A 23,762-nucleotide genomic window follows, 5' to 3' on the forward strand; every position below is an offset into this window, starting at 1 on the left:
CATGAGCGAACAACAACAAGAACTCACCCGTTCAATGAATGTATCTTATAGTGAACCACCATTACCACGTGCCAGTTTGGTCATTTGGATTGTGGGGATTGGACTCGTTATTTTCTTTATTTGGGCATGGTTTTTCCAATTAGAAGAAGTGTCTACAGGTACAGGTAAAGTCATTCCATCATCTAAAGAACAGGTTATTCAGTCTTTAGAAGGCGGTATTTTAACTAAATTAAATGTACAAGAAGGTGACATTGTTCAAAAAGGTCAAATCCTTGCTCAGTTGGACCCGACTCGTTTTGCTTCGAATGTAGGTGAATCAAGATCTTTATTAATTGCAGCTCAGGCAACAGCGGCACGTTTGCGTGCAGAAGTGAATGGTACACCGTTAGTTTTTCCTGAAATTGTAGCGAAAGATCCGAAGCTTGCACGCGAAGAGACTGCTTTATATGAGTCTCGCAGAGCGGATTTACAGCAAACGCTTTCTGGCTTGAAGCAAGCATTACAGTTGGTTCAACAAGAATTAGCGATGACTGAACCTTTAGTTGCCAAAGGCGCTGCCAGTGAGGTTGAGGTTTTACGTTTACGCCGTGAAGCAAATGATTTGCAAAATAAAATGAACGATGCACGTAACCAATATTACGTTAAAGCACGTGAAGAGTTATCTAAAGCAAATACTGACACTCAAACTCAACAACAAGTCGTGATGGGCCGTAATGACAGTTTAGAGCGTGCCGTATTTAGAGCACCTGTACGCGGCGTTGTAAAAGAAATTACAGTAACAACTCATGGTGGTGTCGTTCCGCAAAATGGTAAGTTAATGACGATTGTTCCAATTGATGAACAGTTACTGATTGAAGCTCGCATTTTGCCACGTGACATTGCATTCATTCGCCCTGGTCAGGAAGCTTTAGTAAAGATTACAGCTTATGATTACTCAATTTATGGTGGTTTAAAAGGTAAAGTTACCGTTATTTCTCCAGACACGATTCGTGATGAAGTTAAACAGGATCAATTCTATTATCGCGTTTATATCCGAACTGATACAGACAAGCTCTACAATAAACAAGGTAAGGCTTTTGGTATTACACCGGGTATGGTGGCAACGGTAGATATACGTACTGGTGAGAAAACTGTACTCGATTACTTGCTTAAACCATTTAATAAAGCGAAAGAAGCATTACGAGAAAGATAACAGAAGAAGCCCCGAAATTCGGGGCTTTTTTTATAGGTTCGCTTCTATTAAATTCACGTTATAATTTGATTTTTATTATGCTTTATTTAATTTATGGCTTTTACGATTGCAGCACCGGTTACATTTGAAGAAGAAATTAAAAAAAGTAGATTTCAGGCTATTGCTGCGCCAGTAGAAAATGAACAGCAAGTGAAAGAATTTTTAGAATTAAATAAAGATATATCGACCACACATCAATGTTGGGCTTGGAAAATTGGGCATAATGTTCGCTTTAATGATGATGGTGAGCCATCAGGTACAGCAGGGCGTCCAATCCTGGCAACTATTGAAGGCAACGACTTAACTAATATTATCGTCATGGTGAACCGCTGGTATGGGGGTATAAAACTGGGAACTGGTGGTTTAGTACGGGCCTATGGCGGTTGTGCTGGGCAATCCTTATTGTTAGCTGAGCGAATTGAACTTATTGAAAAGAAGACCATTCACTTTTCTTGTCATTTTAATGAATGGGCTATTTTTCAATATGAGCTTACGCAGCAGCAAATTGATTTTCAGGAAACCTATACTGCAACAGGGGTAGATATTGAAGCTAGATTACAAATCCACCAGATTGAGCCACTTGCTTTAAAGCTCCGTGATGTCACTCGTGGCCGAGAAGAATTAAAAGTTGAGGAGGAGTTAGCAGATGACTGATTCCTTACTCAAATACCGTGAGCAACATAAGCACCGTTTAAATTATATGCCATGGCTATATTGGACTTTAAAGCCCAAACACCGTGCCTGGGCAGAAGAATGGCAAAAAGAATATCAGGCTTATTTAATGGATATGGAAACAGTCGAGATCGGGGAGAACTGTTTTATTTCACCGTTAGCCCATATTTTTGCCGAGCCGGGTCGGAAAATTAAGATTGGTGACAATTGTTTTATCGCGGCAGATTGTAGTTTACATGGACCGCTTGAGATTGGTAACGAAGTCGCTATTAACCACCACTGTATTTTAGATGGTGGCCGAGCTGGTATAAAACTACACGATCAAGTTCGTATTGCTGCTTATTGTCATCTATATGCCTTTGACCATGGTATGCAACTAGACCGTCCGCTATATCAACAGCCTGTTCGTTCACAGGGAATCGAAATTGAAAAAGATGTTTGGTTAGGCGCGCATGTGGGAATTAAAGACGGAATTAAAATTGGTAAACATGCTGTAGTTGGTATGAATAGTATGGTGACAAAAGATGTGAAGCCGTACCATATAGTGGGTGGAAACCCAGCAAAATTTATCCGTTTAAGAGAATAATACAGTCTTAAGAATGTAATAAAATGTTTGATCTTTAAACAAAAAAGTGGATTTTAATACATAAACCTTAACATACGGATTTTTATCTATGTTAAGTTAAAGCTAAGTTATAGAAAAATCTCCAAGGCAAATAGACCTGAAGAAGAGAGGCAAAAATGAACCGTGTTATTGCGTGTATTGACTCATCACCTTGTATTAATGCTATTGCAGATGCAGCGGCTTGGGTTGCGAAAGCAACTGGACGAGAGCTTGTGTTATTACAAATTCTAGATTACTACCCAGCAAGTTATCACTTAGGTGAAATAAGTGGTGTAATCGGCTTTGAAAGCAATGCAATGTTGCTTAAAGAGTTGGCTGAATTAGAGCAAAAACAAAGTGAACTCGCTTTGGATTACAGCAATAACTTACTCAGACATATCTCTGATCTAATTAAAGAAAAACACGGAATTACATGCTCCAAAATTCAGGAAAAAGGGGATTTTCTAGAGCAAAGTTTCAATCTCTTGCATGAAAACGATATTGTTATTTTAGGGCGGGTGGGTGAAAGGGCTGCCGAAAAGCATAAACCAATTGGTAGTAATGTTGAAAACTTCATTCGAGGCGCAAATTGCACGGTTCTGACTATTGGTGAAAACTTCAAAGTACCGACACGTTTTATATTTGCTTATGAATATTCTCCTACCTGTCAAAAAATGATGCGCCGTATTGCACAAAGTGATTTATTACGGACTTTACAGTGCCATTTAGTGTATGTGGGCGATCATCCTGAAATATTGAATGAACCAGAACATTTCCTTAAAGAAGCCGGCCTAGATGTCGTCACCGTTTACCGATATGGTGACGTTGCCCAGAATATTCTTGAGTACCAACAAGAACACGGTATTCAGATTATTGTGCTCGGTGCTTTCAGCCATAGCAAAATTCATCAGTTCTTCTTGGGAAGTATTGCAACGACCATATTCCGAAACGCGACTGTGCCATTACTTGTGGCTAAATGATGAGATCAGCATATAGTTATCCGCAAATCTTGTGGATAACTATATGGAAAAGCAGGGGTAATAAAAGTAATTATTTGATTATAAAAAATAAAATATAAAAGATGATTTTTTGATCACTATTTGACAATTGCAATCGCGAAGCCGTCATGACCTTTTGAGCCAACCGTTTGTAAAGCTGTACAAGACAGAATTTGCGGATGGTTTTCTAAAGCTTTAAAGGTTTCACGAATACCTTCAATACTCGGTTTTTTGTTTTCAGGATTCAAAATATCGCCCGCACGGATGACGTTGTCTAGCACGATAATCGTGCCTGATTTTGAGAACTTAAGGCTGAGTTCTAAATATTCCGGATAACCCTGTTTATCTGCATCAATGAAAATAAAATCGAAAGGCTCAATCGACTGTGGATCTATTGCTGAAAGTATATCGGCAGCACGGCCAGCTTTTAGTTCAACTTTTACAGGAAGATTCGCATGGTCGATATTTTTTTGAGCCATTTCTGCATGGGTATCGCGACCTTCAATGGTAAGCAAATAGCCATCTTCAGGCAGGGCACGTCCTAGCCAAATCGTACTGTAGGCAGCAAAAGTTCCAATTTCTAAAACTCGCTTACACTTATTCATCTGAATAAGCATTTGTAAAAACATGCCTTGGTTTGGAGCTACTGCAAGATGATTTGAAAAGCCGTGTTCGTCGGTATTTTTTAATGCAAAGTCGAGTCGGGGATCTTCGGGAATTAAATGTGAGTCGATATATTCGTCAATGTCTGTCCACAACTGCTGCATAGTCAAATTTACCTGTATATTGATAGGCGTATTTTAAACGTTTATGACTAGAGTGCAAAAATCTTCGGATTAAGAAATTTTGGTTGATTATAGAATGAGCAAATTGACAGTTAATTTAAGACGATTTCTTTATAAGGATAGTTAAAAAATTAAGAATAAAAACCCTCTTATACTTGAGTGTATAAGAGGATTTTTTATATTAGAAATTACACATGGAAGTATTACGGGTTAGGTCAGGTCCCCAAGTACGATAGCCTTGAGTATCAATATGGATTTGTCCTGAACTATATAAACCAATACCTAAGTTTAAACTTTGGCCATGTTGGGCCCAGAACTGACACAATTTAAACTTGGTATTTTCAATAAAAGCATAGTCTTGCGGTTGTGGAACTTCTGGTCCAATACGGAAATCGATGGCAGAGTTAAACAAATGTTTAGAAGAACTTGCACCACCAGCACATTGGTTTAAAGGTAAGTCACGATAAACCGAAGTCACTTCAAAGTCGGTTAAAACTTTTGCAGCAATTAAATATTTAAAGACGCGTAAGGTCGATAAAGAGTTATTCCAAAGTTCACGGTTTGGAACAGCATATTCTGAACTGCCACATTTTTGCCAATCGCGAGCTGATCTTAATAATTCAAAACTTGGTACGATGCCAGCAACATCATGACGCGCTAGAAATTTTTCGTATTCGCGTACACGTTCATAATGATCGCCAGTATTTAACCAAGCACGATAAGAAGCAGGCTCAACTTTAGGTGGAATTGGACGTTCGATAATAACGCGTTCTTGAGGAATAAAGATGCGTTTACCACTTGGAGAGGTTTTGCCTGTTGTTGTGTGTTGGGGAGAGCTGGCGCAACCTACCATAACCGCAGGGATTATGCATAGGGGCAGCAGACTCTGCAAAAACTTCCGCATAAGAAAAATCAAAAGCTTAATAAATATTGCGCCTATTTTAATGCAAAACAGTGCACAAATTACGAGGAATTTGCAATGAAATGTTTGAATAGGGTATAAAAAAAGATCAGCGGTTGCTGATCTTTTTTTGAAATTATTTTTCTAGATACTGTAACTTATCTGGTTTGCCGTTCCATTCTTCACGGTCAGCAGGTTGATCGCCAATTTGAGTAATGTTAGGCCATTTTTGAGAAAGTTCAGCATTTAACTCAATAAATACTTCCTGACCTTCTGGTAACTCATCTTCAGAGAAAATTGCATTTGCAGGGCATTCTGGTTCACATAATGCGCAGTCAATACATTCATCCGGATTAATCACTAGGAAATTCGGACCTTCGTAAAAACAGTCTACAGGACAAACTTCTACGCAATCTTGGTATTTACATTTAATACAATTTTCAGTGACAACAAAGGTCATGGCGACAGCTACCTAAAAAATATGGTTTCATTTCGAATAGCTTATTTTAGGCAAAAAAGGGGTAAACAAACAATTGCTTTTATTGATATTGTTTATTTATACATATGAAGATAAGTTAAAACTTTGATATTAAAAGGAATGTTCTGGTCTTAAGATTGGTCGGATTATAAAATTGAGATAAAAATATATTTTTAAAAACAAAAGGTTAAATAAATTTTTTCTGATGGGTTTAAATGTCATTTGAGTCAAGGTATCTATTTGATTAGATACCGTAAATACGACTCTTGCGTTTAAATTCTGCTTTTATGCTGCTTTTATAGCTAAAAAATCCTTGAATTATGGGTCTTAAAGCATACAAAGCAAATGAATGTCTTCGGGTTCTAGCTCCCATAATTCTCGATCTGGATGTTTTAATACTGTCGCACCATGTTTTATATAAAAGTCGACTGTACGTTTACTTGGAGTGGCTGAAATATAAAGTTGATGAGCGCCCAATTGCTTGGTTGACTCTTTGGCTGCTTGCATCAGCTTTGCGCCAATACCTTGGCCTTGTTGATCGGCATCGACATAAAAATATTGCAGTAATTTTGCATTGGGATAGTCAGTAATGATTTGATTCGATACGACACTAATGCCCACTAGCTGTTCAGCCGTATTAAAAGCACCTACAAATGAAGCACCTTGTTGATAGAGTTCTTTTAATTTTGGTGGGTCATTTTCTAAATGATAGGCATCCCAATTTTTAACATCATAAAAACAATCTGTTAATTCGAGTTGATCTTGTTTTTGTATGTAGAGTTGGGTAATCAGTTCACGTCGACTAATGTGTTGCCAAATTAAATCGATCTCTTTGTATTGTAGTGGCCTTAAGAAAATAGAAATTTTATTCTCCTCAAAGTAAGAGCAAACATGCCCATAGACATGTTTGCTCAATCAATAATTATGATTTAAGCGCAGCTTTTAGCTCGTAAAGTTGTTCAAGTGCTTGGCGAGGTGTCAAGTTGTCGACTTCAATTTGCTTAAGTAAGTCTAGGGCAGGTGAAGGCACTTCGATTTCAATCACTTTCTCTATGACTTGAGTATTGGTTTTAGCTTCCGAATCTAAAGTTGCAAACAAATCATCTTGTACACTGGTTTGTAAGTGTTGCTGTTGTTGCTTCTCTAAAATACGTAAACGCTTTTGAGCTTCTTTAATGACATTAGCAGGAATACCCGCTAATTTCGCAACTTGTAAACCATGACTTTGGCTTGCAGGTCCTTGTTGAACTTTATGCAATAAAATCAGGTTGCCATTTAACTCTTGGGCAGTAACGTGGTAGTTATCAATACCTGCTTCACTCCCTAACTCTGTCAATTCGAAATAGTGAGTTGCAAACAAGCACAGACATTTAACACGCTTCGTTAAGTCAACCACGCAAGCCCATGCTAAAGAAAGACCATCGTAGGTACTCGTTCCGCGGCCAACTTCATCCATTAAAACCAAAGACTGATTCGTTGCATGGTGTAAGATTTGTGAAGTTTCAGTCATCTCAACCATAAAGGTCGATTTACCTGTCGATAAGTCATCGGCTGAACCAATACGGGTAAAAATACGGTCAATAGGACCAAGTTTGGCAGCTCGTGCCGGAACGTAACTACCGCAGTAAGCAAGCAAACTGATTAATGCGGTTTGACGCATAAAGGTAGACTTACCGCCCATGTTTGGACCGGTAATAATTGCCATACGGTGCTGGGCATCAAGGAACGTATCATTTGGTGTAAAGGGCGCTTTACTTAATGCTTCAACCACAGGGTGACGGCCACCTTGAATTTTGATACCCGTTTCTGGTGTAAATTCAGGGCGTGCCCAGTTGTTTAAACGCGCTTGATGAGCAAAGTTTGCAATTACATCAATTTGCGCGATTGCTGAACTCATCATTTGTAGATGCGCAATATTTTCACGAAGGTTTTCAAGTAAAGCTTCAAATAACGCTTTTTCACGTGCTAATGCACGAGACTCACTTGATAAAACTTTATCTTCAAAGCTTTTTAGTTCAGGCGTAATGTAGCGCTCGGCATTTTTTAATGTTTGACGGCGAATATAATCGGCAGGGGCTTGTTCAGCTTGAGCGCGAGTAAGTTCAATGTAGTAACCACTCACACGGTTATAACCGATTTTTAAGGTATTGATGCCGGTACGTTCACGTTCTTTTATTTCTAAATCAATCAGGAATTGGCCTGCATGATCACGAATTTGGCGTAATTCATCGAGTTCGGCATCGTAACCTTCTGCAATTACATTGCCATCACGAAGTAATACCGGTGGGTTTTCAACAATGGCTGCCATTAAATGTTGATGAAGCGATTTAAAGTCACCCAATTCTTGATCGAGCTGTCCCAATAACTTGGATTTCTTCGCTTGTACAACAGGTGCTAAAGCATTTCTTAAAAATGGAATTTGTGCACAAGCGTGACGAAGCTGAACTAAGTCACGTGGTCGTGCGCTACCCAGCGCAACACGGCTAAGAACACGCTCAATATCACCAATTTCTTTAAGCACTAAACGAACCGGACTTTCATGGTAGCCCTGAATTAACTGTTCAATTGCATCTAAACGGGCATCAAGCAACGCGGTATCACGAACAGGTTGCATGAGTGTACGGCTGAGTAAACGGCCACCCATTGCGGTTTGGCAGTCGTTCACCAGTTGGAATAAAGAAGTTCCGTGTTCAAACAAAGGTTCAATAATTTCTAAATTACGGCGCGTGATTGGATCGAGCGCAATAAAGTCAGTGCTTTGTTCTAAAAGAATTGAACGAATATGTGGTAACGCCGTTTTTTGGGTTTCTTTGGCATAGTGAATTAAAGCCGCAGCAGCAGCTTTAGCCAAAGGTAACGGGTCTAAACCAAAACCAGAAAGCGTCGATACAGAGAACTGGTCACATAAGGTTTTTTGTGCGTTGTTTAAATTAAAATCGACATTTGGGCGCTTGGTTACTGGGCAATCTAAATGCTTTTTAATTTGTTCGATAATATTTGGGTCAACCAAATCTTCATCAATTAAAATTTCACTTGGCATGAGGCGTGCAAGTTCAATTGGAAGTTGTTCCGGTTTGTAGTCTTGTTGTTGAACTTTAAAAATACCCGCACTTAAGTCGAGTAAAGCAAAACCGATCTGATTTTGATGGATACATAGCGCCACAAGGTTAGAAGACTGATAACTTGTGAGTAGTGCGTCGTCAGTTAATGTACCAGGGGTAAGAATACGAACAACTTTACGCTCAACAGGACCTTTGCCTGTGACTTCACCCACTTGTTCACAAATGGCTACAGTGCGACCTGCTTTTACCAAACGTGCCAGATAACCTTCGGCTGAATGGTAGGGAACGCCCGCCATTGGAATTGGGTTGCCATTTGCTTTACCACGATGGGTTAGGGTAATTCCTAAAAGTTTGGCTGCTAAATGAGCGTCTTCAAAGAACAGTTCGTAAAAGTCGCCCATACGATAAAACAGCAACGCATGTTGATAGTCTTTTTTGACTTTGAGATATTGCTGCATCATTGGAGTGTGGTTAGAGAGATCAGCCATGATTTCAGCGCTATTCATGCGTAAAAAACCCTTAAAAAAACGAAAAATTTACTTTTGGCTAATGAGCCAATTTCAAGTTTTTAAAAAATGAATGTAATTCAAGAAAAGTACAATAACTGGATGAACCTTAGAACCAGCATCCCTAGTATAAAGTGTTTTCAGACCATTCCAGCGGTGCAATGGTAACAAATTTGAGTTATTGAAAAAAAGAGTAGTGAACTATTGAAATAATTGAACATTGTAAAGATGTGTTGAAAACAAAACTTAAGCTTAAAAGACAATTTTTTTGAACATAAGTTTAACCTTATAAGAGAAAAGAAAAATACATATTAATTTTATGCATAGTTGAATATTCAAATAATTCATTTTATTCATTGTTATAGGTTGGGTATGTTTATAAACGTCGTACCAGCAATCTTATATGTTCGATAGCAAATAAAAACTCGTTTCCAAAACTGATAGGCAAACACAAGAATTTAAAAGCCCAACAGTAAAATAGACCAAGCTCAGGAGTAAAAATATGCCAACCAATTTATTTGATTTAACAGGAAAAATCGCATTAATAACTGGTGCAAGTCGTGGGATTGGTGAAGAAATTGCAAAACTTTTAGCTGAGTATGGCGCACATGTCATTGTCTCGAGTAGAAAAATTGATGATTGCCAAGCGGTTGCCGATCAAATTATTCAGGCAGGTGGTAAGGCAGAAGCGTTTGCATGTCATGTAGGTTCAATGGAGGATATTACGGCTATTTTTGATCATATCCGTTCTAAGCATGGGCGTTTGGATATTCTAGTCAATAATGCTGCAGCAAACCCTTACTATGGCCACATTCTTGATACAGACCTTGTGGCATATAACAAAACGGTTGAGGTCAATATTCGTGGTTATTTCTTTATGTCGATTGAAGCTGGAAAACTGATGCGAGCTCAAGGCAGCGGTGCGATTGTCAACACCGCTTCTGTGAATGCATTACAACCAGGCGATCGCCAAGCTATTTATTCAATTACCAAAGCAGCCGTGGTGAATATGACGAAAGCGTTTGCCAAAGAATGCGGTCCTTTAGGGATTCGTGTTAATGCGATACTCCCAGGTCTAACAAAAACCAAATTTGCTGGCGCCCTATTTAGCAATGAAGAGGTATATAACCGTTGGTTGCAAGAAATCCCATTACGCCGTCATGCGGAGCCACGTGAAATGGCTGGAACGGTTTTATATCTTGTCTCTGATGCAGCAAGTTATACCAATGGTGAATGTATTGTGGTTGATGGTGGTTTAACCATTTAAGGACGGGTAGCAATGTACGATCAGTATTCAGATCAAGTGGTCTTAATCACAGGCGCGGCGAGTGGATTTGGTGCACTACTGGCCCAGCAACTGGCAGAACAGGGAGCAAAATTAGTCTTGGGAGACCGCAATATCGCAGGGCTGAATGCAGTGGTTGAACCGTTACAACAAGCGGGTATACAAGTAGTTGCGCAGGCTTGTGATGTTAGTCTTGAAGCAGAAGTACAGGCATTGGTACAAAGTGCGGTGGATCATTTCGGTAGAATTGATGTCAGTATAAATAATGCGGGTATGAGTCCGCCAATGAAAAGCTTTATTGATACCAATGAGGCAGATCTGGACTTGAGTTTTGCTATAAATGCCAAAGGCGTATTTTTTGGAATGAAGCATCAAATTCGACAAATGCTACAACAAGGTGGTGGCGTTATTCTAAATGTTGCTTCTATTGCAGGTTTAGGTGCAGCTCCAAAACTGGCAGCTTATTCGGCAGCAAAACATGCAGTCGTGGGTTTAACCAAAACAGCAGCAGTGGAATATGCAAATAAAGGGATTCGGGTCAATGCGATTTGTCCATTTTATACCACTACACCAATGGTACTCGACAGTGAACTGAACGCGAAACAAGACTTTTTGGCACAGGCTTCTCCGATGAAGCGTCTTGCCCATCCGAGTGAAGTTGTTGCAATGATGCTGATGATGTGCGCTAAAGAAAATTCATATCTCACAGGTCAGGCTATTGCAATTGATGGTGGTGTTACGGCTTATTAAATACTTATTAAGAACAAAATATTAATAAATCTATTTAGGAAAAAACTATGACAATCAATTTAACCAACCGTGTTGCAATTGTTACAGGTGCCGGTGCAGGCTTAGGACGTGAGCATGCGCTATTACTGGCTCGTTTAGGCGCAAAAGTTGTAGTCAATGATTTAGGCAGTGATGTACATGGCAATGGCGGATCAACTTCAGCTGCACAGAAAGTGGTTGATGAAATCATTGCAGCCGGCGGTGAGGCGATCGCCAATGGTGCTTCAGTCACCGATGCTGAGCAAGTCCAACGTATGGTCGATGACACTATGGCTCGTTGGGGACGCATTGATATTTTAGTCAATAATGCGGGCATTTTGCGTGATAAAACCTTTAGCAAAATGACATTGGAAGATTTTCGGCTAGTGATCGATGTGCATTTGATGGGGGCCGTGAACTGCACTAAAGCAGTTTGGGAAATCATGCGCGAGCAAAAATATGGTCGTATTGTCATGACCACATCATCATCGGGTTTATACGGAAACTTTGGTCAGTCTAACTATAGTGCTGCAAAAATGGCTTTAGTAGGATTAATGCAAACCTTAGGCTTAGAAGGTGAAAAATATAACATTCGAGTCAATTGCATTGCTCCAACAGCAGCAACCCGAATGCTGGAAGGCTTGTTACCAGAAACCTCACTCGAAGCACTTGCACCAAGTGCAGTTAGTCCAGCGATTGCTGTATTAGTCAGCGAAGAAGCCCCTAATAAAATGATTATTTGTGCAGGGGCCGGAAGTTTTGAAGCTGCACATATTACCTTAACCCAAGGCATTCATTTAGGAACTGGCGATGAGGTGGCGCATAACTTAGTCCAGCATTTAAGTGAGCTTACTGATCGTACCAATGAAATCGTTCCTACGATGGGCGCAGCGCAAGGCAATTTAGAGTTGCAAAAAGCGGGTTTAAGCGGGGACTAACATGAGCATAGTGACGATTGAGCAACTGTTTGACTTGCAAGATAAAGAACTAGGTGTCTCTGATTGGTTGACCATTGACCAAGCCATGATTAATGCTTTTGCGGATGTTACGCGAGATTGGCAATTCATCCATATTGATACCGAAAAAGCCAAGCAAACTCCATTTGGTGGCACGATTGCTCATGGTTTTTTGACTTTATCTTTACTATCGGCCATGGCGGCAGAAGTATTGCCCTCTGTAGAGGGACAAACCTCATCGGTAAACTATGGCATGAATAATTTACGCTTTCTAAGCCCTGTGCCGAGCGGACATCGTGTACGGGGAAGATTTAGCTTAAAACAAATCATAGAAAAAAGAGCGGGAAGCTATCAGTTGACCTTAGGTGTAACAGTTGAAATCGAAAACCACCCCAAACCAGCGCTCGTTGCCGAATGGTTAACGCTGATGAATTTTTAATTGGGAGAACCCTGTGAATAATGAAATGATTCTTTCTCGACAGGATGTCGATTTCTTACTGTTTGATTGGCTTAACATTGAAGCACTCAATCAGCGCCCTCGTTTTGCAGGGCAAGAGCGTAGTGATTATGTGGCAGTATTGAATGTATATGAAGACTTGGCAACTGATCTTTTTGCGCCCCACAATAAAAAAAATGATAGCCATGAACCTAGCTTTGATGGTGAGCGTGTAACTGTTAACCCAGAGGTAAGTGTCGCCTTAAAAGCCTTTGCAGATGCAGGTTTGATGAGCACAGCTTTTTCTACCGAATGGAACGGAATGAGTTTACCCAATACCATTGAACGAGCAGGTATGGCTTACCTGATGGGGGCAAATCCGGGTACGGCAGGCTACGCTTTTTTAACGATTGGTAATGCAAACTTATTGATGGCTCATGGAGACCCTAAAAAAGTAAAGCCATATATTGATGCCATGATTGCAGGTGACTGCTTTGGTACGATGTGCTTATCTGAACCACAGGCCGGATCTAGTTTGGGAGATATTCGGACACGTGCAGTGCCAACAGCCGACGGACGTTACCGTTTATTTGGCAATAAAATGTGGATTTCAGGTGGTGAGCACGATATTTCAAGCAATATTGTGCATTTGGTTCTAGCCAAAATTCCAGATGAACAAGGGAAGTTACCTGCTGGCGTTCAAGGCATTTCGCTATTTACCGTACCTCGAAAATTAGTTGATGAGCAGGGAAATATAGGTGAGCGCAATGATGTCGCTTTGGCCGGAATCAACCATAAAATGGGCTACCGTGGCACCGTCAACTGTGTATTAAATTTTGGTGAAGGTCGTTATACACCAGAAGGAGAACCAGGCGCTATTGGTGAGCTGGTGGGCGAAGCTGGCAAAGGGCTTTCTTATATGTTCCATATGATGAATGAGGCCCGAATTTCAGTTGGTCTGGGCGCAGCCGCCTTGGGATATACAGGTTATTTGCATGCACTGGACTATGCAAAAAACCGTTTACAAGGCCGCTCTCGTAGTGAACGTGATCCGAGTTCTCCACAAATTCCAATTATCCAACACGCAGATGTGCGCCGTATGCTTTTGGCACAGAAATCATATGCCTCTGGAGCACTTGCACTTTGTTTGTATGCTGCAAAATTAACAGATGATATTCACTCTCTTGAAGATAGCGAGCAACAGAAAAAGGCACAACTACTTCTCGATTTACTTACACCTGTAGTAAAAAGCTGGTCATCAGAATGGGGACTAATGGCAAATGATTTAGCTATTCAAGTACATGGGGGATATGGTTATACCCGTGAATACAATGTAGAGCAGTTCTATCGGGACAACCGACTCAATCCAATTCATGAAGGTACATTTGGCATTCAGGCGATGGATTTACTCGGACGCAAAACACGGATCAACGATGGTCTAGCGATGCACGTTTTGAATGAAAAAATCACAGAAACAATTGCTCAAGCTCAGTCAATAGCAGCATTACAGCGCCATGCCAATACTCTTGCTCAGACATGGCAACGGGTTCAGGAGGTAACGGCAGCATTACATGCTATTAAGGATATGGATATGCAATTGGCAAACGCTGCCAATTATTTAGAAGCATTTGGACATTTGGTGGTTGGCTGGTTATGGCTGGATCAGGCAATAACCCTTCATGAAAATCTAGCCACTTCATCAGCAACAGATTTTTTAAATGGCAAGTTAGCTGCCTGTGATTATTTTTTTGGTTGGGAAATGCCTAAAATTTACAGTTGGCTTGCTGTTCTTGATCCAATTGAAACTACGCCATTAAATATGCCGGAAGCTTGGTTTTAATCACCAAAATTAATCTCATTCATACTTCATTACGCTGAACATAAGCGTAATGAAGTTATGATTTTTAATAACTTTGGTATAACAGTATTAGATAAACAAACTCAAAGCCAGATAGTGAAATATATTGGTTTGGACTTGTTTGTGGAAAGCCCAATTTTATAAAGAAATATGACTCAATTTTTGATGTATGAAGTCAATGAGCGCTCTTGTTTTAGCGGGTAAGTAACGACGATTTGAATACAGTGCGAATAACTGCAAAGGGGCTGCCTTTTGTTCAAACTCAATCTCGACTAGCTGTCCGTCGCTAATGTAGGGTTGGCAAGTTTGTTTCGATAGAATTGCAAAACCGATACCTGCTACAGCAGCTTGTCCTGCCATCTCTCCGCTGTTTACTCGATAATGTCCTTTAACCTTAATGGTCTCGAATTCCCCCTTTTTATTGACAAATTGCCAAGGAGCACCTTTGAGTGCACTGACTGTTGTAATACAGGGTAAATCTTCAAATTGCTCGATACGAGTAGGGGTGCCATAACGCTGAATGAGAGAAGGGGCTGCAACAATCGTGCAAGGGATAGTCACTAGATGACGAGCGATGTAGTCACTGTTATCCATCTGACCGCGGCTAATAATAATAGCTAAATCCAAATCATCTCGCAGAGATTCAAAACCCGACAAATTTGTGACACAGCTGATTTCTAAGTCTGGATACTGACAGGCGAATTCTGCAATCACAGAACCTAGCAGTGCAGGGCCTATTTCATTTGGAATACAAATTCGTAATGGACCTTTAAGCTGCATTTGACGCAACGTTAACTCTGTCTCCGTTTGCTCAAGCGCTTCGAGTAATGGCTTTGCTCTGGTATAGAGTAGTTGCCCTGCTTGAGTGAGTTTCATATGTCGAGTACTACGCTCAATGAGCTGAAGATCGAGTTTTTCTTCTAACTGAGAAATGCAGCGACTCACGTTTGATGTTGGCATTTCAAGCAGTTTCGATGCACCCACAAAACTTTCTTTTTCAACCACAGCAATAAATACTTTCAGGGTATTAAAATCTAGAGCCGGACGCATCAATTGTCCCATATTTGATAATAATAAAAGCCATTTCTACCATATAATCAATACTATTGATAGTAGTTAAACTCGGACATCTTTTATCTATAGGTTACTGCGATGTCCCTAGCCACACAGACGTTTAATTATAAAGTCCTCATGCGGATAGCCACTGTAATTGCTTTCGTCCAGTTCACGAATGCACTGGAATATATGGTGTTCAATCCTATTTTTGTTTTTATGGCGACAGATTTCGCAGTGCCAGTATCATTCTCAGGTTATGTTTCAGGGATGTATACGCTTGGCGCCGTTCTTTCAGGACTTATTGCTTTTTACTGGATTGATCATTTCAATAAAAAGCGGTTTTTGATTATTAATATGGCGCTACTAGGTCTACTCACACTTTTGACTACCTGTACATCCAGTTTTAGTCTGCTACTTGTACTTCGATTTTGTGCAGGGTTGGTCGGCGGTACCACAATGGGAGTGGGTATAAGTATATTAATAAACAACGCACTGCCTAATTTACGGGGGAAAATGTTAGCGACGGTGATTGCATCATTTTCAATAGTAAGTATTGTCGGAATGCCCACCATATTATTTCTATGCACTCACTATGGATGGCATGTGGCTTTGTGGCTCATAAGTGCATTGTGTGTGTTGGTATTGCCATTAATTGTATCCATTATACCCAAAGACCAAGTCTATTTAGATACGCCTCGTGCGCTGCCTCTGGATATGAACACATTATTGTTCGCCTCTGCTAATGCACTCGTACAGTTTAGTCCTATGCTGATTATTCCTATTTTGGCACCCTTAATGATTCAGCAGTTGGGTGCTTCACAAAATCTATTGCCTTGGCTTTTTTTCAGTGGAGGTGTTATAGGTTACCTATCTACAAAAATTACAGGAGTATTAACTTCTCGTTTTTCTGCTTTAGTGCTGGGTACAGGTTCAACCATTGTTTTTATACTGAGTTTGCTAATACCAATACTAGGCTATCAGCATGCAGCGTTATTTATTGGTTTATTTCTCGGTGCATCTTACAGCCGTTTGGTGTCATGTTCAGTGCTTACGATTCAGTTTCCTAACGACCAACAACGAGCTGGATTTTCTTCATTACAGACATCCATCATGTATTTAATGACAACCGTTGCATTTTTCTTATCTGCTTTTTTATTGCCTGAACAGGGTATGACGCCACAAAGTGTAAATACGTTACTAGCGATATGTGCAATTTCAGCAGCAGGGTTCCCAGTTCTTGTGATTGTTCTGCAAAAGAAACTGGCTAAACGTTTTCATGTCTTTTTATAAGCTCTTGTGATTTTGTCTGACTATCTTTGTAGAGTTACGTTTAAATCACTGGTAAACTTCACCCATTGTCATTGGGGAGTAGCCATTCCTAGTACCCAGCTAGGAAGACCACGTCAACAAACTTGAGATGAGTATCTCATGGCGTGTTCAGCCACTGTATATACAGTATGAGCTAGGCGAGACCTTTGGCCGCAACGTGCTTTGCTAGTCGGGCGAGGCGTGTTGACGCGCCAATGGTTTCTTATTCGCCCGGCTGGAACTATTCCTATGCTCCTCACTTTTATCTTATTCTTTGTGTCCGCCGCAGCGATTTATCTCGCCTGTGAATATTTCGTCAATGGTATCGAATGGTTCGGTAAGCGCCTTAATCTAGGTGCAACTGCAGTAGGTTCCGTACTCGCAGCTTTCGGTACAGCCTTACCTGAAAGTGCAGTCACTTTCATGGCGGTCGTATTTGGTAATACCCCAGAGCAAAAAGATCTTGGTGTTGGAGCTGCAATGGGTGGCCCATTGGTTCTAGCGACTTTAGGTTATGCCGTAGTCGGTCTGGTATTAATTCTTCATCGTAAAAAGTTAGCTCGAACTTCACATAAAGTACAAGTTGATTACGTCCGTTTAAGCCGAGACCAAGTCTCTTTTCTTGTCATCTTTGTTTTAAAAGTAGCACTTGGTTTAGTCGCATTTGCCATTAAGCCGTGGTTAGGTGTGCTATTTTTAGCAGCTTATGCAGCTTATGTTTGGCGTGAGATTAAGGAAGCTGACACATCTGCCGATGAAGAAGAACTTGAACCTCTCAAGTTTCGTCCAAATACCGCCGAACCATCTCTAGGGTGGGCTGGTCTGCAAGTACTGCTGGCTTTAGTCGTGATTAGTATCGCTTCACATACTTTTGTTGCTCAGCTTGAAGCGATTGGTACAGCATTAAGTTGGCCACCGCATCTGGTTGCTTTGTTGCTTAGTCCGGTTGCGACCGAATTACCCGAAATTATGAATGCGTTGATTTGGGTGCGCCAAGGTAAAGAACGTTTGGCTTTAGCGAATATTTCTGGTGCCATGATGATTCAGGCCACCATACCAAGTGCATTAGGTATTTTCTTTACGCCGTGGCGCTTTGATACATTGCTATTAGCATCTGGCATTATTACTGCGCTAGCCATTGTGTTCCTGTGGAATTTATTCCGCCGTGGTGCAGTCGATGATCGATCATTGGTTGCAGTCAGTGCGCTGTACGGTGTTTTTGCAATTCTTGTTGTGATTTATCTCTAACACACATTCATGAGCTGGACGGTTTTGCAGCCGATCCAGCTATTTTTATGCCTATATGGCAGGTCAGCTTATGCGCTCACGGTGGGGGATAAAGATGACAATACAGAAAATTCTTTAGAATTCGCCTAATTTTTCACGAGTTAGGGACTGTACCTAACTCGCAGAGGCATGTATCGTTAGATCATGATACTTTAAAATTATAAGGTGTTTAAAAAGCAGTATCGTTCAAGTGACCTAATAGGCTTTACTACTACGATAGAATAATACCTAATATCAAAATAATGATTACAAATAATAAAGGACGAAAATATTACGCTTTATTGGTAAACATTGAAATGGAGTATCAATGACCAAGTTGGGGGTCTTTGAAGAAATATTTTACGGTTGATTTATTTATGATAGCTTCGTCTTACTTTAAAAAACGCAAAAAAAATTACCGTACTGTAAAGGACCAACAGCTTACAATTGCAGCCAAAGCCAATATCTTCATTTGTATTATTTTTTGTTTGTTTTGGACTATTTATTTTGCATTTGCAAACCTATGGCTCATTGTTTACATAGATATCACTTTCACATTAATTTCCATATTTAGTCTTTTTCTCATTTATATAAACCGGATTTCAGCGGGCATACTTTTATCGCAAATGGTTTTACTGGTTTTTCCGGTCATCTTTTGCTTATTTTTTGATATTGCTACACCTCATCGCCCTCAAGTCGCTCACTTGTTTTTACCAGCCGGAGCAATATTGGGGTATTTAAATTACCGCAGAGACCCAAGCTTTTTACAAATTCTTTTAATTTTATTGTCGATTGGATGCTTTATATTTTTTAGCGCGACCTCTTTTACTCTCAATAGTGCAGCACCTTTACCTGAAGATATTCGTAATCATGGCGGATGGATTGCAACTGGTGTTGCTACGCTGATGATTTGTATTTCAATTTATACCATGCAATTAGAGATACAAATCGAAAATAGCATGGTACATGACTTACGTTCGGCACTTGCTAAAGAACAGTTTGAACTTTTTTATCAACCGCAAATCAATTCATCTGAAACGCTAATAGGTGCTGAAGCCCTGTTAAGATGGCACCATCCAACTTTAGGATTTATACCTACTCAAGACTTTATTCCGGCAGCACAAACGTTTGGGTTAATGCCAGAGATAGGAGAATGGGTATTAGTTGAAGCCTGCAAAGTTTTGCAAGACTGGAGCAAAAAAGAAGAAACTAAAGATCTTACACTTTCAATTAATATTAGCGCCGATCATTTTATGCAGCCGCTTTTTGAGCAAACCGTGATAGGTATGGTTCAAAAATATGACATAAATCCATCTCGGCTCATTTTAGAAATTACTGAAAATATTGCCTTAAATAATTGTGCAAGCATGATCGAAAAAATGAATTTCTTGTCTAGACATGGCATTCAGCTTTCACTTGATGATTTTGGTACAGGGTACTCATCTTTAAGCTATTTACAAAAAATGCCTATGAGTCAAATCAAGATTGATCGAAGTTTTGTACAAGCTGCTTTGGATGATAAGCGTAGCAATAAACTGGTCACAGGTATTATTAAAATCGGTTTAGACTTAAACCTTCGTGTGCTTGTAGAAGGAATAGAAACGACTGAACAATTTAACGCTTTTAAAAGTAATGGCTGTACTGAATTTCAGGGCTATTTATGGGGCTGTCCGATGCCTTTAAATGACTTTATTAAACAGTTGCCATATTTTCATAAGTAGTTGAAAAATTAATTAATAGAAAGTATAGAAGATAAAGGTATATTATTTTATTAATGATAAAAATCACGCAATCCAATGTTATATGTGCTTTTTTTATATTACAAAATTAAAAAAAGCTTAAAGCAAAACAAAAAATGGTCATTTATTAACTAAATTTTAACAAATAATTAACAATAGTTGCTTGTTGTTACATAAGATTACAAGTTGAAATATAACTTGAAGCATACTTACTTTGAAAGACACCTAACACCGCTTCAAAGATAAGGAAAAACCTTAATGCCACAATACTTAGCTATTGCAGAAAGTGTGTATAGGAAAGTTAAAGACGTTGAGCTTTTTTCAGATGACACTATTGAAAATCTTAATAATTTAATGATTTTTATACGTAAAGAGATCACGGGGAGTGTATTCAAATTAAAGTATAACTACATTGATTTCGAAGAAGCTTTAACAAAACCGTTAAGTGAATGTAAAGTAAAAATAGATGTTAGCCTTATTCCACACCATAGTATGGAAGACGAATATATTTTATGGCTAGCTGGATTTGTTGAAAAAATTACGGAGGGTGGGCCCAAACCTCCACCACCAATTAAGAAATATATTCCTGAATTTATTAGTCTCGAATCAGAACTAGATTTTTTAACTGTTCCAAAGGAAAAGTTTTTAAATGAAGGCGAAGAAATTACCGACTATTTTAATTCAGAAGCATTTACCAAAACTGTGAAAAAGTAATGGTTGAGTGTACTTATAAAAAACCGTCTAATCGCGGTTTTTTTTATTGGGTTAAAAACGAATAAGTAAGCCTATTTTTGCTTAGTAAACTTTACACTCCAGTACAGATCATCTATTGATACGAGTTATACATTTATGTATTACTTTAAATTCCAGTACTACAATAAAAAGGAATTTATTATGAAGTACATTAAGTATATTTTCGCCGCATTAGTCATCGCGCTTTCTGCTCCAACCTTTGCAAAAGGCCACGCTTACCACGGCTCACATCATGGTTATGGACATGCTTATCACGGCAGTCATTATGGTAAAGCTTATGCTTATCGTGGTAATCATCATGGTAAGGGCTACTATCATAATAAAGCCCATGGCGATCATGGGTCTGATATGCATAGCCACGGACGTGGTCATATGTAATTCAACTCACTACAAAAATCCCGCAATAGGCTGCGGGATTTTTTATGGCTTGATCTCACCACTTTATAAACTCCAATTTAACAATATCTTATTCATTATTTATCCTTACTTTTTAATGCGTTATTTTAAAGCAAATGTCATTTTGTGTGCTTGACTGTAAGAAGCTTGGACACTATTCTTTGCCTGCTGGCCACATTGCCAGTCGGTTTTAGCAGACCGTGATGAAAGATCGCATCAGAGTTATTCCGTCTGAGGGATACTCTTATGTGTAAACTCCTAGTCTCCTCCCGTAGCGGTAGGACGGGAGAGGGACACCTTCGGGTGTGCTGGTTATATCTTTCACCAGTCTGCTAACCCTCTTCCGTTCTGCCACCATAATTTTAATGTCTGGCAGAACTCCCAATAAAAAGGAGTTGGCTTTGCACATCCATTATTTCTTGGCAGCCCATGCCAAAAGCTATAACGACACCGCTTAAAAATTAAAGCAGCTTGAACGCCCTCAGGTTTTCAGGCCGTAAGTCATTTTTATTTAAAACTTAGCAACAACAGAACTTGAGATGTGCCAAGCACAGTCTTTATGGCTTTGCTGTGCCTTTTTTCTCCCAAAAAAGTATCTCGTTTAGAAACAACAAGAATTTATAACGGTAAAACTATGCCAAATTATTTAGAAATCTCTTCCAAAAAATTACATATTATTCGAACGGCTATTGGTCTATTTACCACTTATGGCTTTCACACAGCAGGTGTAGATCTGATTGCCAAACAGTGCGAAGTACCCAAGGCGACGCTATATAACTATTTTCGTTCAAAAGAAGGGCTGATTGAAATGTGTATTGCCTTTCAGAAAAGTTTACTCAAAGAAGAAGTACTCGCCATTATTTACTCAAGCCATTACCGCACACCCATTGATAAGCTCAAAGAAATCGTGGTTTTACATGTTAACTCTAACAGCCTGTACCACTTATTACTTAAGGCTTTTTTTGAAATTAAAGTGGTTTACCCGCAGGCTTATCGTATGGCAGTTGAGTATAGAAAATGGCTGACCCGTGAAATTTTTGAACTAATTTTTAGCTTAGAAATGAGTGTGTTAAAACCCGATGCCGACATGGTTTTAAACTTAATAGATGGCTTAATGTTTGAGTTTTTAAGTACAGATAGTGTGGAAAACAGGAATGCAGCGATGGACTGCTTTTTTAAACCTATTTGTTTGAAGTAAACGAGTTATTTAAATAAAGGGGAATATGGTTTGCTTGATTGTTATGAGATGAGCAGACCATAGACGCCGTGAGATGAGGTGTGTTATTTTATTTACGCTAATCGTAAGTCGATTACGTATATCGTAAAAATGGAATTAATTTAAAGCGCGTCATGGAGAAAGGAATACCATGAAAGAAGTTGCATTAAGTGATTTGATCAATCAGCAGAAAGTTGGGCGTTATCAAAAATTTATTCTGGTCACTTGTTTATTGCTAATGATTATGGATGGTTATGACATCCAGTCCATGGCTTACGCAGCTCCAATGATCATAGAAGACTGGGGTGTTCAAAAAACCATGCTCGGCGTTGTGTTTAGCGCAAGCTTATTTGGCTTATTTGTCGGATCATTTTTATTAAGTTCACTTTCTGATCGGTTTGGCCGCCGTCCTATACTGCTCATCTCAACCTTTATGTTTTCGATATTAATGTTGTTAACACCACATGTAGGCAATATCGAGCAATTGACCGTAATTCGCTTTATTACAGGAGTTTTTTTAGGCGGTATCATGCCAAATGTGATGGCTTATAGCTCCGAAATTGTTCCATATAAATCTCGTATTTTTACCATGATGGTTATATCTTGTGGCTATACGGTTGGGGCAATGCTAGGGGGCGGTATATCAGCCTTATTGGTCCCTTGGGGCGGTTGGCAGTCGATTTTCTATTTTGGCGGAATTATCCCTTTAATTATTTTCTTTATTACATTCTTTAAAATGCCAGAGTCTTTATATTTTTTGAGTGAAAATAGCAAAAACACTCCTAAAATTTTATTTTGGTTAAAGAAGTTTTATCCCGCATTAACGTTTAATTCAGAAATAAAAATCATTAATAACACTGAAGTTGAGGTTAAAAAGTCGCCGCTAGAGTTGTTTAAAAATAAGCGTGCGCTTTTTACCTATTCCATCTGGATCATCAGTATTTTAAATATGATCAGCCTTTATTTCCTGTCGAACTGGCTACCGACTTTGGCTAAAGAGTCAGGACTTTCATTGAATCAGGCATTAATGATCGGATCCACCCTACAATTAGGCGGTACGATTGGTAGTGTTGTGATGGGCCTTAAAATTGATAAGACTGGATTTTATAAAGTATTAATTCCTGTTTTTTTGGTCGCAGTAATTAGTGTTGCTTTAATTGGCTATGCTGTTAGCCATATCGTTTTATTGTTTATTATTATTTTTATTGCTGGCTTTGCCATTGTTGGTGGACAACCTGCCATTAATGCTCTGTCTGCCAGTTATTACCCAGTTTCACTTCGTACTACAGGGGTAGGTTGGAGTATTGGAATTGCCCGTTTGGGTTCAGTTATTGGGCCGTTATTTGGTGGGTATCTTTCTCAATTTCTGGTCATTACCCATTTGTTTGTGATTGCTGCAATACCTTCGTTATTCGTGATTATCACACTGATCATTCAGGCTAAGTACCGATCATAACACTGTCTACTACATAATTTTTACATTACATA

General features: G+C 39.4%; 22 protein-coding genes and 1 riboswitch. Of the genes, 16 read left to right on the forward strand and 6 right to left on the reverse strand.

Annotated features, from left to right (window positions below; translation table 11 throughout):
- Window position 1 precedes the first annotated feature (1 nt).
- The 4 genes from J678_RS16655 to J678_RS16670 all read left to right on the forward strand — a co-directional run bounded on the left by J678_RS16655 (window position 2) and on the right by J678_RS16670 (window position 3,487).
- On the forward strand, window positions 2-1,192 hold the full coding sequence (locus J678_RS16655) for an HlyD family type I secretion periplasmic adaptor subunit (RefSeq protein ID WP_017393718.1): 1,191 nt from the start codon (window positions 2-4) through the stop codon (window positions 1,190-1,192).
- A gap of 93 nt (window positions 1,193-1,285) precedes the next feature.
- Window positions 1,286-1,885 carry an IMPACT family protein gene (locus J678_RS16660; protein WP_004709741.1) on the forward strand — a complete coding sequence of 200 codons (600 nt, stop codon included), beginning with the start codon at window positions 1,286-1,288 and terminating at the stop codon, window positions 1,883-1,885.
- Window positions 1,878-2,489, forward strand: coding sequence for a chloramphenicol acetyltransferase CAT (locus J678_RS16665; protein WP_017393719.1), 612 nt, complete (start codon window positions 1,878-1,880; stop codon window positions 2,487-2,489). The genes J678_RS16660 and J678_RS16665 overlap by 8 nt, the downstream gene beginning before the upstream one ends.
- Before the next feature lie 155 nt (window positions 2,490-2,644).
- The gene (locus tag J678_RS16670) at window positions 2,645-3,487 is read left to right on the forward strand and encodes a universal stress protein (protein ID WP_002051066.1); all 843 of its coding nucleotides are present in this window, start codon (window positions 2,645-2,647) and stop codon (window positions 3,485-3,487) included.
- Between the two features lie 116 nt (window positions 3,488-3,603).
- Here J678_RS16670 and J678_RS16675 read toward each other — a convergent pair whose 3' ends face one another.
- The 5 genes from J678_RS16675 to mutS form a co-directional block, all read right to left on the reverse strand.
- Entirely contained in the window at window positions 3,604-4,272 is a 669-nt protein-coding gene (locus tag J678_RS16675; RefSeq protein ID WP_002051063.1) for an O-methyltransferase, read from the reverse strand.
- Between the two features lie 199 nt (window positions 4,273-4,471).
- Entirely contained in the window at window positions 4,472-5,194 is a 723-nt protein-coding gene (locus J678_RS16680; protein ID WP_174876286.1) for a D-Ala-D-Ala carboxypeptidase family metallohydrolase, read from the reverse strand.
- A gap of 133 nt (window positions 5,195-5,327) precedes the next feature.
- The gene (gene fdxA, locus J678_RS0104305) at window positions 5,328-5,651 is read right to left on the reverse strand and encodes a ferredoxin FdxA (protein ID WP_002051033.1); all 324 of its coding nucleotides are present in this window, start codon (window positions 5,649-5,651) and stop codon (window positions 5,328-5,330) included.
- A 345-nt stretch (window positions 5,652-5,996) separates the two neighbouring features.
- On the reverse strand, window positions 5,997-6,527 hold the full coding sequence (locus tag J678_RS16685; RefSeq protein ID WP_079378096.1) for a GNAT family N-acetyltransferase: 531 nt from the start codon (window positions 6,525-6,527) through the stop codon (window positions 5,997-5,999).
- A 64-nt stretch (window positions 6,528-6,591) separates the two neighbouring features.
- A complete protein-coding gene (gene mutS / locus J678_RS16690) occupies window positions 6,592-9,237 on the reverse strand; it encodes a DNA mismatch repair protein MutS (RefSeq protein ID WP_004709731.1) in 2,646 nt (881 codons plus the stop codon).
- Between the two features lie 502 nt (window positions 9,238-9,739).
- Between mutS and J678_RS16695 the strand changes: the two genes are divergently transcribed.
- Genes J678_RS16695 through J678_RS16715 form a run of 5 tightly spaced genes read left to right on the forward strand, consistent with a single transcriptional unit; the run spans window position 9,740 to window position 14,522 of the window.
- On the forward strand, window positions 9,740-10,504 hold the full coding sequence (locus J678_RS16695) for an SDR family oxidoreductase (RefSeq protein ID WP_017393721.1): 765 nt from the start codon (window positions 9,740-9,742) through the stop codon (window positions 10,502-10,504).
- 12 nt (window positions 10,505-10,516) lie between these two features.
- Window positions 10,517-11,272: an SDR family NAD(P)-dependent oxidoreductase gene (locus J678_RS16700; protein ID WP_017393722.1), complete on the forward strand. Its 756-nt coding sequence runs from the start codon at window positions 10,517-10,519 to the stop codon at window positions 11,270-11,272.
- Between the two features lie 47 nt (window positions 11,273-11,319).
- The gene (locus J678_RS16705; protein WP_017393723.1) at window positions 11,320-12,228 is read left to right on the forward strand and encodes an SDR family NAD(P)-dependent oxidoreductase; all 909 of its coding nucleotides are present in this window, start codon (window positions 11,320-11,322) and stop codon (window positions 12,226-12,228) included.
- A 1-nt stretch (window position 12,229) separates the two neighbouring features.
- The gene (locus J678_RS16710) at window positions 12,230-12,685 is read left to right on the forward strand and encodes a MaoC family dehydratase (protein ID WP_017398147.1); all 456 of its coding nucleotides are present in this window, start codon (window positions 12,230-12,232) and stop codon (window positions 12,683-12,685) included.
- 13 nt (window positions 12,686-12,698) lie between these two features.
- A complete protein-coding gene (locus J678_RS16715; protein WP_017393724.1) occupies window positions 12,699-14,522 on the forward strand; it encodes an acyl-CoA dehydrogenase in 1,824 nt (607 codons plus the stop codon).
- A gap of 156 nt (window positions 14,523-14,678) precedes the next feature.
- On the opposite strand, the gene J678_RS16720 is transcribed toward J678_RS16715, so the two are convergent.
- Window positions 14,679-15,590: a LysR family transcriptional regulator gene (locus J678_RS16720; RefSeq protein ID WP_017393726.1), complete on the reverse strand. Its 912-nt coding sequence runs from the start codon at window positions 15,588-15,590 to the stop codon at window positions 14,679-14,681.
- 102 nt (window positions 15,591-15,692) lie between these two features.
- On the opposite strand from J678_RS16720, the gene J678_RS16725 reads away from it, so the two are divergent.
- From J678_RS16725 to J678_RS16750, 7 genes are all read left to right on the forward strand, one after another.
- Window positions 15,693-16,886 (forward strand): MFS transporter, encoded by a 1,194-nt coding sequence (locus J678_RS16725; RefSeq protein WP_017393727.1) that lies wholly within the window; start codon window positions 15,693-15,695, stop codon window positions 16,884-16,886.
- A gap of 61 nt (window positions 16,887-16,947) precedes the next feature.
- Window positions 16,948-17,143, forward strand: a riboswitch (yybP-ykoY riboswitch).
- Window positions 17,106-18,152 (forward strand): sodium:calcium antiporter, encoded by a 1,047-nt coding sequence (locus J678_RS16730; protein ID WP_224272862.1) that lies wholly within the window; start codon window positions 17,106-17,108, stop codon window positions 18,150-18,152. Its footprint overlaps the riboswitch before it by 38 nt.
- A gap of 365 nt (window positions 18,153-18,517) precedes the next feature.
- On the forward strand, window positions 18,518-19,891 hold the full coding sequence (locus tag J678_RS0104315; RefSeq protein ID WP_031944661.1) for a putative bifunctional diguanylate cyclase/phosphodiesterase: 1,374 nt from the start codon (window positions 18,518-18,520) through the stop codon (window positions 19,889-19,891).
- 276 nt (window positions 19,892-20,167) lie between these two features.
- The gene (locus J678_RS16735; protein ID WP_016805044.1) at window positions 20,168-20,623 is read left to right on the forward strand and encodes a hypothetical protein; all 456 of its coding nucleotides are present in this window, start codon (window positions 20,168-20,170) and stop codon (window positions 20,621-20,623) included.
- A gap of 180 nt (window positions 20,624-20,803) precedes the next feature.
- A complete protein-coding gene (locus tag J678_RS16740; protein ID WP_004709679.1) occupies window positions 20,804-21,040 on the forward strand; it encodes a hypothetical protein in 237 nt (78 codons plus the stop codon).
- A 652-nt stretch (window positions 21,041-21,692) separates the two neighbouring features.
- On the forward strand, window positions 21,693-22,256 hold the full coding sequence (locus J678_RS16745; RefSeq protein ID WP_199963250.1) for a TetR/AcrR family transcriptional regulator: 564 nt from the start codon (window positions 21,693-21,695) through the stop codon (window positions 22,254-22,256).
- A 169-nt stretch (window positions 22,257-22,425) separates the two neighbouring features.
- Complete coding sequence (locus tag J678_RS16750; RefSeq protein WP_017393731.1) at window positions 22,426-23,730, forward strand: MFS transporter; 1,305 nt, start codon at window positions 22,426-22,428, stop codon at window positions 23,728-23,730.
- Window positions 23,731-23,762: the final 32 nt, after the last annotated feature.

Origin of the sequence: Acinetobacter sp. 1424608, assembly GCF_000588255.1 — a bacterium.
Lineage (GTDB): Bacteria > Pseudomonadota > Gammaproteobacteria > Pseudomonadales > Moraxellaceae > Acinetobacter > Acinetobacter nosocomialis.